The organism is Leeuwenhoekiella sp. MAR_2009_132, assembly GCF_000687915.1.
GTDB lineage: Bacteria > Bacteroidota > Bacteroidia > Flavobacteriales > Flavobacteriaceae > Leeuwenhoekiella.
The window spans coordinates 312,886-327,908 of the sequence record NZ_JHZY01000002.1 but is presented as its reverse complement, the minus strand read 5'-3'; the positions used below and the strand labels follow the sequence as shown (position 1 = coordinate 327,908).

The following is a 15,023-nucleotide window of genomic DNA, read 5'->3' as shown; positions in this document are numbered from 1 at the left end:
AACGGCAATTTGCGCACAGTTTAAAATACTATTATTTTAAGAAATATTGCGTAATAACAGTATATTTAGGATTGATATAACTAGTTGGCAACAATTTGAGAAATGACGAAATACATCAAAATATTAGTTCTGTTTTTAACTTTATCTGCTTGCGGACAAAATGCAACCGAAATGAAAACACCTGAAAATGCGAATGAAAAGTTTGTAGAATTTATTGCAAAGAAAAAATTCTATGCGGAAAATCATTCACCAAATATATCGGATGAAAAATTGAGACCAATATTGACCGAAAAAATCAACGAAGTCGCAACTGATTTTAAACAAATTGCGGAATCTGAAAAACCAACTGACGAGAAATACCAAGAAGCAATTAGAATCGGACTTTTAAAATTCCCGGAAATGGAATTAAGATATGATTCTGAAGATAGAGAAAGGATTTTACTTTATTTTCAGGAAATAATGGACATAGTTGGACTTCAAAGTTCGAATGGAAAGTTGAATGACTTTTATTATGGATTTGACCCAAATACTGTGAATAAAAAGAATTAAAAAACTGTTGCCAACAACGTGTATAATTAATTGCTTTGGTCGTTGCTTATTTGGAAAATTCCTACGGAATTTTCTCGCGTTCGTTTTTGTTTACTAAATTAGTTGCTTAAACACGCAACTAACCATACACAAAACCGTTGTAAAACATATGAGAAAAATCCTGCTAACATTAACTTTTGGAATTTTAATTTATTCTTGTTCTTCCTCGAAGGTTGGAAATGACAGAATTAAATACTTCGACGAGAACAATGTAGAAATAAGTAAATCAAAGTTCGACCGAATTCGTTCTACAAATAAATTATTAGATATTCCCGGAGATTCCGCTAATCATAAAAAATTAACTTTAAGAGAAAAACGTGGAAAAATAACAAACAGAGCTTTATTAGAATCACTACTTGAGAAAGAAACAAATCAAGAATTAGATTCCACTAAACCAATAGTTATAATTTACTATCCAGGAAAAGACGGTTGTAATTCAAGTGGTTCAGCTACAAAAGAATCAAGCAAAATTTGGTTCGGACAATTAGAAGACGGAATCAATCAAGTTGCTCAAACTAAACCGATTTATATTTATAAAGATAATGATGGTTTGGAAAAATACGATGGAGTTTTGACTTGGCATAAAGACCCAGAAGGAACAGTTGAAAGGTTGTTTTTTGAATATCATTATCCTTGTGACAGTTTTGTAGTGATATCAAAAGACGGAAACTACATTAGTTATTTCGGCGAATTTGGAAAAGAATATGTCTGGGAAGCCACTCAACTTATGAATAAATAAAAAACGTGTTACAACACAGTATAAAAGCTATGGCTTGGTCAGTCATCACTTGGAAAATCCTGCGGATTTTCCAGCGCAGTTTTGTACTTTTAATGGTTCGTACCGAGACACGCCACAGCTCATACACATAAACATTGGAGTTTATTTAAGTAGAACTTAAAATAATTAATAGAAATGCAAAGAATAACAGTTCAAACTTCAATCAAATCTAACATTGAAAAAGTTTGGGACTATTGGGTTAAACCTGAACATATCACAAATTGGAATTTTGCGACTGACGAGTGGTGCTGCCCAAACGCTAAAAATGACCTTAAACCAAATGGAAATTTCTCCTGGCGAATGGAAGCAAAAGACGGAAGTATGGGATTTGACTTTACGGGCACCTATGACACAATAATTGACAAAGAATTAATTTCGTATAAAATGTCAGACGGACGGAAAGTAGATATTGAATTTTCGCAAGATGGAGATCATGTAAATGTGAGCGAAACTTTTGATGCAGAGGGAACAAATACAGATGAACAACAACGTGCAGGTTGGCAAGCGATTCTTGAGAATTTCAAGAAGTACGTAGAAACATAGTAAAACATCAGAAATGAGCGAGACAACCCAATACAATTCTGTAGCCCACTACATCAATGCTCAACCCGAACCAACCAAAAAGGCACTTTTGGAACTTAGAGAATGTATTTTGAAAGTTGAGCCTAATGCAACTGAACTTCTGAACTATAACATACCAGCTTATGCTTTAGTCGAAAACGGAAAAAGGGATCAACAAATAATGATTGCAGGATATAAAAAACACATTGGACTTTATCCAAGCCCTACAACTATAGAAAAGTTTGAACCTGAATTAACTGAATACAAGCGCGGGAAAGGCTCGGTTCAATTTCCATTAGACAGACCATTACCGATTGAATTGATCATCCGAATGATAGAATACAGAAAAAAACTATTGACTGAATAAAAAAACGACACGTCCTTTATGGATATAGCTAATTGCTTGTCGTGGCATACTTCTCAAAATCCTCACGGATTTTCAGTTTGGTGTGTACTTGCTAAATTAAGGGCTAACCCACGCAACTACTCATAGCCAAACACGTTATATCACATTTAAGAACTAAAAAGAACATTAACGGTATTAATTCTACTTTTGACTTCTGTTTCTTGTGATACAGCTCCTAAAACGAAATGGCAAAATCTGACTTTGATCTAAAAGTTGATTATACAAAGTTCTTTCACTACAAAGCCTGGTGTTCTGTTATACTTCAATTGAATCAATTTCTACTAAACTAGAATACAGCCGCCAACTATTCATATTCAGTCATTTAACCCGAACTGAACGATTTACACCCCTATTTTTACCACTATACCCCCTAACTATTGGCTTCAGTTTTAGGAATATTGTAATGTCTATTATAAATGTATTAAATACATTAATTTATTTATATAGGCACGTTCCTTTAACTATATCGATTTCGTAATTCAAACCATTTCTTATGAAGCAGAACTATCTTATTGTATGCATACTTTTTCAGTTATTTTACTGCTCGCTCTTTGCACAAGTGCCGCAACTCCCTGAAAAAACCACTTTAGACCAGACCCTTCACACAGGCTTACAGTTTACAAACCCTACAGCCGTAGATACCCTACATATACCACTTCGCAGTGCAGAAACGTTTAGTCTTGAGTTGAAAGCGAAAGTAAATGCAGCTTCAAATCGCGGTTTAGATGTTTTTTACAAAAATAAATTGGGTACAGGTTTTCGTACGAGTTTAGACCAAACAACCTTCAATGCAACCACGTTGCTTACAACTCCTAAAAACTTAAGTACTTCTGTAAATAATGCTCAGGAACAAACCTACAGGTATATCGTAACCGGCAGCGAGGTATATGTATATCTTGATGGTTATTTTCTCACGTCACTACCTTTAGAACAAATAGCTGATGCAACTTCAAATGATGATGATCTTACCTACGGTTCTGATAACCTTCTTGGAGCCTGGGCAGGCTTACCCAACAATAATGCCGGGAAACCTACAGATTATGGTTGGGAAAATAATAAGATCAGTACTATTTTCAATACCGCAAATGGGGGTTCTGGCGTTCGTTATATGGATTTATCTTCGGGACACCTCATCGAGTCAGACGGCTCTACATTTAACGGTAGACTTATGTATATACGCTGGGATGGCAATAGTTACAACAGCTCGGTTTACAGTTATCCGATACAATTACATACAGGTACGCATTATACCTTCTCGTGGTTATATGAGTTGATTGCTAATGCCGGCCCGGGTTCAAAAATAACCGTTGCGGTTTCTACAGACCGTGAGGGCACAAACAATTTGGTTTCTAAAACCTTTACTTCAGGCAATGCATTTCGCTTGCGCACAGGAAATTTTTCATTTTTATCACAATATACCGGAACGTATTACCTCAGCATTACCGGAGATTGGGGTCTTTTTGGTATTGGAAATCTTCAATTAAAATCATCTAATCTTATCAATAACTGGGATGGCCTTTATGCAGACAATAACGGCGCACCTAATCAATACGGCTGGGCAAGTTCAGACAATACGGTAAATTGGGCGCCAGCGAATACAGCAGCGGGTGTAGCTTATCAAGATGTGACCACCGGTCATACACTCGCGGAAGACAACAGCACATTTAACGGGCGCCTGCTTAATCTCGATTTCAATTCAGGTACAAATCGTGTTTTTTCACTTCCTGTAACTTTAAAAGCAGGTGTTTCTTACCAATTTTCAGGCTTAATTGATCAGGTTGACGGTGGTACTGCTGATTTGCAGCTTGCACTGGCAACCACCCCAGAGGGTAGTACAACACTGGTTTCTCAAACAATTACGACTTCAAATACTTTACAACAAGCCTCACTTTTAGTTACACCAGAAGCTGATGCTACCTATTATTTAAAATTTACTGCAGCCAGCGGCACAATTGGATTGGCCAATCTTTCAGTACTCAAAAAAGAACAGGCACAACTGGTAATTGGTAAAGATTATGAAGATGGTGCTATTGATGTCGAGGTTACTTCAGTGAAATTTGACGAAGGGTTGTTTGCCCCTACTCCACTTCCTGCAGCAGCAACTCAGTCACAGACTTTATCAGCACAGACGATTTCTACACTGACCTATTCTAAAACCTTGCTAACATTAGATACCGATGCGGTTTTGCATTTAAGCAATCCTATACACCCCTTAATCAATACCACAATTAACCTCACAAGTGCTGATGCGCAATTATTTTTTGACGGGATGCGCCCTTCAGCCGTAATCGCTTCTCAATTGCAATACATTAACGTTTCAGGAAGTCCTGCAATTAATGGCAGCAATATCGTAGTAAGCAGTTCGGGGACTGGTAGTGTCATTTTAGCGCATTCCGCAGATTATAGGCCCCTAACGGTATATTCCGAAGAAAACTTTAGCGGTAATTCGCAACAAATGCAGACGGTGATTCCCTATAAAGATTTGGGAGATTTTGACAATGCGATCCGGTCTATTAAGCTGAAAAAAGGCTATATGGCAACCCTGGCATCAAATGCAGACGGTACGGGTTACAGTAAGGTTTTTATTGCGGAAGATGAAGATCTTGAGATTGCTGTTTTAGAACCTTATCTCAACCAGACGGTTTCTTTTATACGTACAATGCCGTGGCACGAGGTTACTAAAAAAGGGCTTGCATCAGGAACTAATGCAGAGCATGTTTCTCTGGATATTACTTGGTATTACAACTGGAACACCGGTCGTGAGAGTACGCCAGACATTGAATACGTTCCCATACGCCAAACTCAATATTGGCCGTCTCTTGATGCCGCAAACACTAAGGCAGGGTACACACATCTTTTAGGCTATAATGAACCAGACCGTCCTGACCAGGCAAATATGTCTGTAGATGCTGCTATAGGCGCCTGGCCACAATTGATGCAGTCTGGATTACGACTGGGTTCACCTGCAACTTCAGATCCCTTTAACCCGTGGATGGCTGACTTTATGACTAAAGCAGAAGCGCGTAATTACCGCGTAGATTATATGGCCCTACATTGTTACTGGTATAAATCTGCCACACAATGGGCAAATGATCTCAAATACATCTATGACAAGTATAAAAGACCTATCTGGATAACCGAATGGAATATAGGAGCCAACTGGACGGGTCACTCCTTTCCCGATGGTCCTACACTCCTAACAGATGCGAATGCAACCAAACATAAAAACGATCTTATCGCGGTTTTAAATGTTTTGGACAACGCAGATTATGTAGAACGCTATTCGATTTACAACTGGGTGCAGGATGCGCGAGCGATGTTTGTAACTATAGATGATAACTTTAAAACCCGCAACCCTAACTGGGAATCTTATGAATGGTTGAAAACAGCTACCATCGTGCGCACTGTTGAAGGTGATACAGGGTTTTCTAATGTGGTTCTTACGCCTGCAGGAGCATACTATGCTACAAATACTTCAAATAAAGCTTATGATGCAGATTTTGAGTTTTTAAGAAGCTGGAAACCACTGGCACCAGAATTGAGTTATAAAGTTGCTGAAGATTATACTTCTATTGATCTCAACTGGACTAACACAAATTTTGATTTGATCACAAAATATGTGGTTGAACGCAAACTTGAAGGAGAAACCAAATTTTCAGCATTTTATGAAAGCGACGATTATACAGTACTCACTAAAAACGACGATATTCACAGCACAGCAGCGTATCGCATTCGGGTAATTGGTAAAGACGGTACCGCCTCACCCTGGTCTAACATAGTTCTTTTTGAGCAGGAAGAAGTACCGGAAGTTCCGCAGGGATTACAGGGAGAAGCACTCTCGGCGTTACGTATTAATTTGAGTTGGGACGCTTCTACAGATGCCAACTCCTATACCTTACAAAGAGCCGGCACACCTACCGGAACGTTTACCGATATAGCTACAAATTATACAGAACTCACATTTCAGGATACCGACTTAACTCCGCAGACTGTTTACTATTACCGTCTTGCTGCGACAAATACAGGAGGCACCAGTGCATATACAGATCTTGTAACCATTACAACGCCCGCACTTACCGTACCCGAAGCGGTTACAGGTATGCGCGTAGGCTCTTCAGATGATCAGGTCTTTTTAAATTGGGATGTACGGCTTGATGAGCAATATCTTATAAAGCGAGCTGCTTCAGAAAACGGAAATTTTGAGACTATTGCTACGGTTACTAGCGCACCTTATATTGATACGGAAACTAAAAATAACACCAAACGCTACTATCAAATACTTGCCGCAAATGATGCCGGTGAAAGCAATCCTTCAGCATCTTTAATGGGTGCTCCTAAAGACGGGCGGCACGCTTATTATGGTTTTGAAGAAGCTGAAGGCGATGCTATATTGGATCATTGGAGTTTGCTAGACGGTGTTGCCAGTGGTGCATACGTGCGGGAAGCCGGTCATCGGGGAATGGGAATTCATTTGGGTAGTGGCAACTCGTTTGTGCAACTTAAAGACGGACTTATGAGTACATTATCTGATTTTAGTATTACGACATGGATTAAGCTTGACAACCTCGCAAACTGGAACCGTATTTTTGACTTTGGAAGTGGCACCACAAACTGGATGGCGCTGGAAGCTGCAAACGGAAGTGGGAAGTTTCAATATGAAATGGAACACGGCGGCACTCGTAACCGCGTGACAACAGAATATGTTTTACCTGTAAATGAATGGGTACACGTTGCAGTAGTACAAGCGGCTGATGCTGTAAAACTCTATGTAAACGGAAACGAAGTAGGCAGCAGCAGCTTTACTCTGAATCCCTCAAATTTAGGAATAACTACAGCTAATTATCTGGGTAAATCTCAGTACAGCGACCCTGTGACTGAAGCTTTAGTAGATGAGTTTACCATCTTCAACTATGGGTTAACCGAAGATGCTATCAAAAACCTTATAGACACCGGCTTTTTAAGTGCAATAGGTCCCAAGAAAAACAATCCGGCAGATCATTTGTTTTACACCCGGGAACACACCTTATATTGCGATTATACAGGCACAAAAAACACAGCCTATAGCGTATTTACAATAAATGGTCAATTTCTAACTTCTGGTAATTTCTCAAATACTGCTACTACAAATCTGGGTTTTTACAAAACAGGCGTGTATGTAGTACACATAGAAAGTGATACCGAAACACAGGCAGTTAAAGTGATTGTGAGGTAAGCCTTATTTTTTAATTTTAGAAAAAAGCCAACGGGTTACGTTCGCTTTTTTTTATGATTGAATTAAACGAAATCGATCTATACCTAAACTTGAGTACAAAGTATTTTAAAAATTAAAACTCAAAATTTATTAGGTAAAACGCTTTAAACGAGTTCAGAATCAAACGATACTCTATTTTTTTAAACTGAATATTTAGCAATACGTATATACCTATTTACACTTACAAACTGTTCAGATCTTAAATTATTAATTAATACGTTTTTTAAACGGAATCCATTTGAAAATAAACCCTAAACCAATGGCACAAAGCGCGCCTGTAAGGGTTTGAATAAAATTGTTGTCTATTAAAAAACTGGCTATTAGTGCAAGACACAGTATTGCAATTCCTTTAATTTGTGATTTATTCATAAACTTTATAGTTGATCGTTTATAATTTGTTCATTCTATGCAAAATACAAAAAACCTTTCTGTATGTAAAACCTGTTTCCAAAGTATTTAATTCCCTTTTAATGACTCCATCCGTTCTTTGTAATACGGGTCAGGATTGAGTTCGTAAGCTTTAGTGACTGCTTGTAGCGCACTGGCTTTATCACCGGTGCGCTCGTAATAATCAGCAAGAGAATCGTAGGTATTGGCACTGTTGGGATAGTACTTAATACCCTGCTCAAAGTAAAATTTAGTTTTTTCGGGTTGGTCCATGTCCATACTCATATAGCCGCTCATATTCAACAGAAATTCCGGCAGTGGAGGTTCGGCGTAGCCAAAATGATCTTCGAGATTTTTAGGAAATCTTTTTCATTTTAGATTTAAAAATGTCTTGAATAACCGCTAATTCTTTTTTAAATTTTAAATCGGTTCTTGAAGCAAAGTATAAGGTGTTTTCTGTTTTTTTGGTTCCTTCCCATACCACTTTAATTTCCTCATTGGTTATAGCTTCTTCACATAGAAAGTCAGGCACAATGGCGAGACCGTCTTTATTGCTGATGCTTCGTATGATTGAAGTGATACTTGGCAATATATAGTTTGGCTTAAAGGAGGCATTCTGTTTAAAATTATCATACCAAAATCTTCTAAAATGTTCCATTTCATTAGAAGAGCTGTACCAACTATAATTTTGAAGAACCTCTTCAAGCCCTTTTAAATCCTGACTTCTTAAAAGATTTTCAATGGGTCTAATATCAGTTTTACTTCCTGCGACAAGAATGATTTTTTCTTTTGAAAACGCTGTGTAGGTTACTGGTGATTTTTTATCAGTTTGCTCATTAGGAGTTATAACGAGGTCAAGAATACCATTATTTAGATCTTTAATAAGGTCTTTATGGGCACCAAATCTCGCTACCAGATCAAAATCGAGTGTAGCTAGTTCTGGCTCAATTATAAGCTGAAAGGTTTCTGAACACATCCCTATGTTTAATGAAGGATTTTTCTCTTGTGTTGTTTTTTTAAAATGCTGCTCTGCCGTTTCAAGTTTACTAAGAGATTCTTGTATAAACTCGTATAGAAACTTCCCTTCTTCCGTAGGAATCATTTTACGAGAAGTACGCTCAAACAACTTTCTTCCTACATAAGATTCTAGTGCATTTAAATGAACACTTACTCCAGGTTGCGATGAATATAGGGCCACAGAAGCCTTTGTAAGGGTGCCGTGATCATAAATCGCTTTAAATGTTCTATACCATTCTAAATTTACCATACTATTAATATTATAATACAAAGGTATGATTTGTATTATTTTATAAATACAAGAACGCTTCCTAATTTTGGCATAAATAAAATACAAGTAATGAAAAACATATTTATTATTAACGGGAGTCATCCTTTCGCTCATTCTGGCGGAAAGTTTAATCAAACGCTCTTTGACAATACAAAATCATTCTTTCAGGATCGCGAAGATTTTGCCCTAAAAACTACTCAGGTAGGATCTAATTATGATCCTAAAGAAGAAGTTGAGAAATACAAATGGGCAGATATTATAATCTATCATACTCCAATCTGGTGGTTCCAGATTCCCTTTGGCTTTAAAGAATACATTGACATTGTTTTTACAGAGGGGCATCAAAATGGTATCTACAACAGTGATGGAAGGAGCCGCAAAAACCCGGATATTAATTATGGAACTGGAGGCTTACTACACGGAAAACGCTATATTTTAACCACTAGCTGGAATGCTCCTAAAGCTGCGTTTACACTAGAGAATGAGTTTTTTAATCAACGTAGTGTAGATGATGGTGCCTTATTTGGTTTTCATAAAATGAATGCATTTACCGGTATGCAATTGTTAGACACACATCACTTTCACGATATGGAGAAAAATGCAGACGTTCCTAAAGAATTAGAAAATTATAATGCGTTTTTACTACAGCATTTCAATTAATGCTCCTCTTTAAAAATCTAATAAGATGAGATTTAATGTACCTTCTTATCTTGTTAGATTTTATTTACTTCGGCCTCCTATTTCTAAAGTAATTTTTTTGGTTTCATAAAGCTCTACCCTTCAAATACTAAATTTGAGGATTAAGATTTCCCTTCTTTAGTTTGTTTATAGCCGTTGCAACTTTCTAATTTTCGTAACTTCGACTTTCCTCCTACGTTACAAAAGTCAGAATCATGAAAATTTTGCATACTGCCGATTGGCATATCGGTAAAAAACTACACAAGCACTATTTACACGCAGATTTTGAGCTGTTTATAAACTGGCTCACAGGTATTATGCGTGATGAAAAAATAGAACTGTTGTTGATTTCAGGCGATGTGTTTGATTTGGCAAATCCGTCTGCAGAGGCGCGCCGGCAGTATTATCTGGCGCTTAAAAAACTAAGTCAGCTTAACTGCAAGATCATCATCACCGGCGGCAATCACGATTCGCCCAGTATGCTCGATGCACCTCGTGAAATTCTGGAAGCGCTTAATGTGCATATTATCGGCGGGATGCCTCAGGAACTATCAGATTGTTTGATTCCGGTTAATAATAAGCAAGGTGAACTCGAACTCGTGGTGGCGGCAATTCCATTTTTACGAGACAGTGACATTCGTTCTGCTGAAGAAGGTGTTGTGTATGACAACCGTATTGAGGCTATTCGTAAAGGTATTGAAGCTACATTTACACAGGCAGAAGTACTTTGTAAACAAAATTTTCCCGGTCTACCCGCGGTAGCAATGGGACATTTGTATGCAGCAGGTATTGAGAGTTCAGACAGCGAGCGCGATATACAAATTGGCAATCAGGCGGCCTTTCAGGCGAGTCAGTTTGGGGATTATTTCAGTTACGTAGCCTTGGGTCACATTCACAAACCACAGCGTGTAACGGCAGCGATTCCTACTTTTTACAGCGGGTCTCCACTTCCGCTTTCGTTTAGCGAGCGCAAAGATGAAAAACGCGTGCTGGTTTTAGATACTGCAACCGGTTTTGGACCCACAAGTATTGGCATTCCTGCGTTTCGGAAATTGAATAAAGTAAGCGGATCTTTAGACGAAATCAAAGCCAAACTCAGCAACTTAACCGCTGAGGGCGACTTAATTAATCTCATCGAAGTCGAACTTCTGGAAGAAAATTTTGATGCCAACCTCATCAACCAACTGGATGACCTGGTGACTTCGTTTGAAGAACCTCAACTCGAGATTGTAAAACACCGTGCTACCTTTAAAAACCGACTAAAAGAAACGGGGCAACTTTTTGCCACGCATCAACATCTCGAAGATTTAAAACCTCAGGAGGTTTTTGAAAAAATGCTGGAGCAACACAGTTATGATGCCGAAACTAAAGCACAGGTAACGCAGGCCTTTCAGGAGATTGTTGAGCAAATACATACGTTAGATCACGCATAAGGGCACTTTGCCATTCAAACAAAAACACTACAGACCTCAGGTCACTTTCAATTTTTAATTGATGAAAATATTAAAAATAGACTTTCAAAATATCAACTCTCTTCGCGGTGAGCATCATATCGATTTCACTAAAGAACCTTTTTTGCAGAACAGTTTATTTGCGATTACCGGCCCTACCGGTAGCGGAAAAACAACGATTCTTGATGTGATTTCTCTGGCGTTATTTAATCATGTGCCAAGACTGGGCAAGATGAGTACGGGCGAAATTCTTAAAAAAGGAGCGATTTTAACCCGCAACCAAACCGAAGCTTATGCACAAATTACCTACCGGTGTAAAGAAGGAGTGTTTGCTTCTACCTGGTCTATATCTACCAACCGTAACGGCAATTTACGAGACTACCATATGGAAATTTCTAATGTGGAAACCGAAGCTATTCTCGATCTGAAAAAGTCTGATGTTCCGGCAAAAAATGAAGAATTAATCGGTTTGAATTACGATCAGTTTATCAAAAGTGTGGTATTGGCACAGGGCGAATTTGCCAAATTTTTACAGGTGCCGAAAAAAGAACGTGGCGCTCTTTTAGAAAAAATAACTGGTACCGAAATCTACCGAAGAATAGGTATGGAAGTGTATCTAAAACATAAAGAGCGGGCCAAAGAATTAGACTTGAAACGGGCCAAAATAGAAACCTTCAAAGAGCAATTAATTGAGGAAACTGTTTATGCTGAAAAGCAACAGGAAGCTGAAAAAATAGCGTCAGAACGGACAAAATTAAAGAAAGAGCTTGATGCCCTAAGCAACGAAATCAAGTTAAAAACCGAACTGGAAAAACAGGAAAACGAACACTTTAAAACTCAAAAACAATTACGCGAAGCGGAAAAACAGCATCAGAAATTTGAAGAGGAAAAAGGCGGTAGGCTTAGACGCCATCTGGAACTACAACTGTTTGCTGAAGAATTGAACCGCTGGTTAACGCTTCGCGAAAAAGCAGCAGAAAAAGCTAAAGAAATCACTGCTGCGACTGAAGCCATACAGCATGCAACTACCGAACGCGAAACACTAAAGCAAGAAATTGCTACAAGTTTTAGGTTAGAAGTTTCACCAGCCAATTTCGCTGAAAAGCTGGAAAATTATAAACGTGAAGTGCGTCAACTCATCGCAGAACGCAGTACCATTGGTGCTACATATACTAACAGTGTAAAGCACATCGACAGCGTCGCGGTCCCTTTAAATTTTATTGCAAAAGCTTCTAAAACAGAAGCCTTTCAGAGCGAACTCAACGAGAAGCAAGCGCTTAAAAATACACACTACAAAAACATAGCCGAGCAATTTGATTTTCAAAAGCATTCCATAGAAACCCTGCAAACGGCTACTCAGGAACAACTACGCCAACTGCGACTTGCAGAAAAAGCAAACATTCAGCTTAGCAATCTAAAAACCGAATGCACTAAAAAAACGGCAGAACTAGAAACTATCACTAGCCAACAAAAAGGATTACCGGAAACGATTGAAAAAATTACACAGCAACTAGAGCTCAAGGATGCTCAACTGGTTGCCAGGCAAAAAACGCTGGAAGTTGAAAACCTTCAAAAACAGCTCGACGATTACCGTAACGAACTCAAGCCGGATGTTCCATGTCCCTTGTGTGGCTCTTTAGAACATCCATTTGCTACACACCTTCCGGAGCAGGAAAACGGACTGAAATCTGCTGTAGAACATCTTGAGCAGGAGCTTAAAATCTTGCAAAAAGAACACATTGAAAAACAAGCAGAACTAAAACAGTTTACCCAGCAAACTTCGGTTTTGAATCGGCAAATCGAAGAATTAAACACCCAATTGGAAACCGCTCAACGTGAATTTGATGCTCGTTTTAAAGGAATGTACGATGTGGAAGAAAACTATTCGTTTTCAGCCCAGGAGACGCGTTTAGAAAAGCAGGTAAACGATTTAGCTCTTGCCAAAAAACTACAAGATGAGTTTACCCTGCTTCAAACTTTAAAAGAACAAATTGAAACTCTGAATACACTTATTGATCAGGGTAAAAAGAATACGGCTGCAATACAACGGCTCTATTCTGGTGAAATCCCGAATTTCGAAAGTCAAATCAGTATTATTGAAACCACCTGGAATCGTAATGAACAAAGCATAAGCCAGCAGCAGCAGCTCTTGAAAATTGCGCAACAAACTTCTGCAGAAATCACAGAGCGTCTAAAAACTCTTACCACTTCCTTACTCGGCAACTTGCAGGAGAAAGGCTATGTTTCCATAGAAAAAGCCCTGGAGCAACGTTTGAACGCTTCGGTAGCACAAACCTGGACGAGCGAATTGCAACAGTTGCAAAGTAGTTTGGTGCGTCTTAAAACCTTGCAACGAAAACTCTCCGATGAAATCAAGATTTTAAAAGAAACTACTGGTACCGTTTCTTTAGAAAAACTTCAGGAGGAGCAAGCTCAAAAAAACGAAGCCCTAACGATCAATGAAAATACCGGGAATGAACTCTCCCGAATTCTTAAAAATCAAAAACAAAACCTGGAGTTCATCGCCCAATTGCGCAATCAGATAGAAATCGAGCTGGAACAATCAAAACATTGGCAGGTACTGTTTGACCTCATCGGGGATGCTACCGGGAATAAGTTCAATGATTTTGCACAGGACCTAACGCTGGCACAGCTATTACAGTTGGCAAACAAGCGCCTGGTTCAATTAACAGACCGTTACCGCATAGATCAACCCACAGGCGATGAAGACGATAGTCTGGTGGCGATAGACGAGCATATGGGCGGTCAACGCCGTTCAATTAAAACATTGAGCGGTGGAGAAACGTTTATTTTAAGTTTGGCACTGGCTTTAGCCTTATCTGATCTCGCTTCGCGGAATATAGAAATCAATAGTTTGTTTATTGATGAAGGGTTTGGAACGCTCGATCCCGAAACTTTAGATCAGACTTTAGATACGCTTGATGTGTTACAGGCCGAATCGTCTAAGATGATTGGTGTCATCAGTCACGTAGACAGTTTAAAAGAACGCATCGCTACACAAATACAACTCACTCAAAACGGACAGGGATACAGTTCGTTGACGGTGGTTTAAAATCTGACTTGCGTTTAGAAATGCATCTAAATTGATTATGATACTATAAGTGATTACAAGCCTCAATTTCGCTTTAAAAGCTTGATTTTCCTTAGTTTTATTGGTGAATCTGAAAATTATTAAATATGAATTTCCACACCCGTAAATGGATCAAACCTCAGGATTTAAACCCCAATCGCTCCCTTTTTGGAGGCAGACTTTTAGAATGGATTGATGAAGAAGCTGCTTTGTATGCCATCATTCAATTAGAGAATCCGCGTACGGTAACGAAGTATATTAGTGAAATAGATTTCAAAGCGAGTGCCCGCGAGGGAGATATCATTGAGATAGGTCTCGAACCGTTAAAATTTGGTACTGCATCCATTACGCTTAAATGCGAAGTGCGTAATAAAATGACCCGTGAAACTATAATCACAATTGACAAAATTGTTATGGTAGGTCTTGATGAAGACGGTAATGCTAAACCTCACGGCAAAACTGAGATCGAATACGTCAAAAACAGACTCGATAAATAAAAGTTCTACATAAAACCATTAAAAAAGCCCTGAGCATTCAAACGCTC

12 protein-coding genes are annotated in these 15,023 nt (G+C 38.6%); 9 read left to right on the top strand and 3 right to left on the bottom strand.

The features are described from left to right. Positions 1-171 precede the first annotated feature (171 nt). The 5 genes from P164_RS01405 (at position 172) to P164_RS01385 (ending at position 7,545) form a co-directional block, all read left to right on the top strand. Entirely contained in the window at positions 172-549 is a 378-nt protein-coding gene (locus P164_RS01405) for a DUF4844 domain-containing protein (protein ID WP_234405806.1), read from the top strand. Positions 550-697: 148 nt separating this feature from the next. Beyond that, positions 698-1,327, top strand: coding sequence for a hypothetical protein (locus tag P164_RS01400; protein ID WP_028374701.1), 630 nt, complete (start codon positions 698-700; stop codon positions 1,325-1,327). Positions 1,328-1,501: 174 nt separating this feature from the next. Further along, on the top strand, positions 1,502-1,909 hold the full coding sequence (locus P164_RS01395; RefSeq protein ID WP_035899282.1) for an SRPBCC family protein: 408 nt from the start codon (positions 1,502-1,504) through the stop codon (positions 1,907-1,909). Between the two features lie 13 nt (positions 1,910-1,922). Continuing rightward, entirely contained in the window at positions 1,923-2,294 is a 372-nt protein-coding gene (locus P164_RS01390) for an iron chaperone (protein ID WP_028374699.1), read from the top strand. Positions 2,295-2,826: 532 nt separating this feature from the next. Continuing rightward, a complete protein-coding gene (locus P164_RS01385) occupies positions 2,827-7,545 on the top strand; it encodes a glycosyl hydrolase (RefSeq protein ID WP_028374698.1) in 4,719 nt (1,572 codons plus the stop codon). 246 nt (positions 7,546-7,791) lie between these two features. On the opposite strand, the gene P164_RS18640 is transcribed toward P164_RS01385, so the two are convergent. The 3 genes from P164_RS18640 to P164_RS01375 form a co-directional block, all read right to left on the bottom strand. Continuing rightward, entirely contained in the window at positions 7,792-7,953 is a 162-nt protein-coding gene (locus P164_RS18640) for a hypothetical protein (protein ID WP_159105998.1), read from the bottom strand. A gap of 87 nt (positions 7,954-8,040) precedes the next feature. After that, positions 8,041-8,256, bottom strand: coding sequence for a tetratricopeptide repeat protein (locus P164_RS01380; RefSeq protein ID WP_028374697.1), 216 nt, complete (start codon positions 8,254-8,256; stop codon positions 8,041-8,043). 70 nt (positions 8,257-8,326) lie between these two features. Then, positions 8,327-9,238 (bottom strand): LysR family transcriptional regulator, encoded by a 912-nt coding sequence (locus tag P164_RS01375; RefSeq protein ID WP_028374696.1) that lies wholly within the window; start codon positions 9,236-9,238, stop codon positions 8,327-8,329. Positions 9,239-9,328: 90 nt separating this feature from the next. On the opposite strand from P164_RS01375, the gene P164_RS01370 reads away from it, so the two are divergent. From P164_RS01370 to P164_RS01355, 4 genes are all read left to right on the top strand, one after another. Beyond that, positions 9,329-9,919, top strand: a complete 591-nt coding sequence (locus P164_RS01370; RefSeq protein ID WP_028374695.1) for an NAD(P)H-dependent oxidoreductase — start codon at positions 9,329-9,331, stop codon at positions 9,917-9,919. A gap of 233 nt (positions 9,920-10,152) precedes the next feature. Next, positions 10,153-11,370 (top strand): exonuclease SbcCD subunit D C-terminal domain-containing protein, encoded by a 1,218-nt coding sequence (locus P164_RS01365; RefSeq protein ID WP_028374694.1) that lies wholly within the window; start codon positions 10,153-10,155, stop codon positions 11,368-11,370. 61 nt (positions 11,371-11,431) lie between these two features. After that, the gene (locus P164_RS01360) at positions 11,432-14,461 is read left to right on the top strand and encodes an AAA family ATPase (RefSeq protein ID WP_028374693.1); all 3,030 of its coding nucleotides are present in this window, start codon (positions 11,432-11,434) and stop codon (positions 14,459-14,461) included. A 125-nt stretch (positions 14,462-14,586) separates the two neighbouring features. Next, positions 14,587-14,976 (top strand): acyl-CoA thioesterase, encoded by a 390-nt coding sequence (locus P164_RS01355; RefSeq protein ID WP_028374692.1) that lies wholly within the window; start codon positions 14,587-14,589, stop codon positions 14,974-14,976. Positions 14,977-15,023 lie beyond the last annotated feature (47 nt).

Excerpts from the sequence above, each read along its gene's own strand:
- P164_RS01405 (WP_234405806.1), top strand. The coding sequence starts at position 172 with ATGAAAACACCTGAAAATGCGAATGAAAAGTTTGTAGAATTTATTGCA.
- P164_RS01400 (WP_028374701.1), top strand. The coding sequence starts at position 698 with ATGAGAAAAATCCTGCTAACATTAACTTTTGGAATTTTAATTTATTCT.
- P164_RS01395 (WP_035899282.1), top strand. The coding sequence starts at position 1,502 with ATGCAAAGAATAACAGTTCAAACTTCAATCAAATCTAACATTGAAAAA.
- P164_RS01390 (WP_028374699.1), top strand. The coding sequence starts at position 1,923 with ATGAGCGAGACAACCCAATACAATTCTGTAGCCCACTACATCAATGCT.
- P164_RS01385 (WP_028374698.1), top strand. The coding sequence starts at position 2,827 with ATGAAGCAGAACTATCTTATTGTATGCATACTTTTTCAGTTATTTTAC.
- P164_RS18640 (WP_159105998.1), bottom strand. The coding sequence starts at position 7,953 with ATGAATAAATCACAAATTAAAGGAATTGCAATACTGTGTCTTGCACTA.
- P164_RS01380 (WP_028374697.1), bottom strand. The coding sequence starts at position 8,256 with ATGAGTATGGACATGGACCAACCCGAAAAAACTAAATTTTACTTTGAG.
- P164_RS01375 (WP_028374696.1), bottom strand. The coding sequence starts at position 9,238 with ATGGTAAATTTAGAATGGTATAGAACATTTAAAGCGATTTATGATCAC.
- P164_RS01370 (WP_028374695.1), top strand. The coding sequence starts at position 9,329 with ATGAAAAACATATTTATTATTAACGGGAGTCATCCTTTCGCTCATTCT.
- P164_RS01365 (WP_028374694.1), top strand. The coding sequence starts at position 10,153 with ATGAAAATTTTGCATACTGCCGATTGGCATATCGGTAAAAAACTACAC.
- P164_RS01360 (WP_028374693.1), top strand. The coding sequence starts at position 11,432 with ATGAAAATATTAAAAATAGACTTTCAAAATATCAACTCTCTTCGCGGT.
- P164_RS01355 (WP_028374692.1), top strand. The coding sequence starts at position 14,587 with ATGAATTTCCACACCCGTAAATGGATCAAACCTCAGGATTTAAACCCC.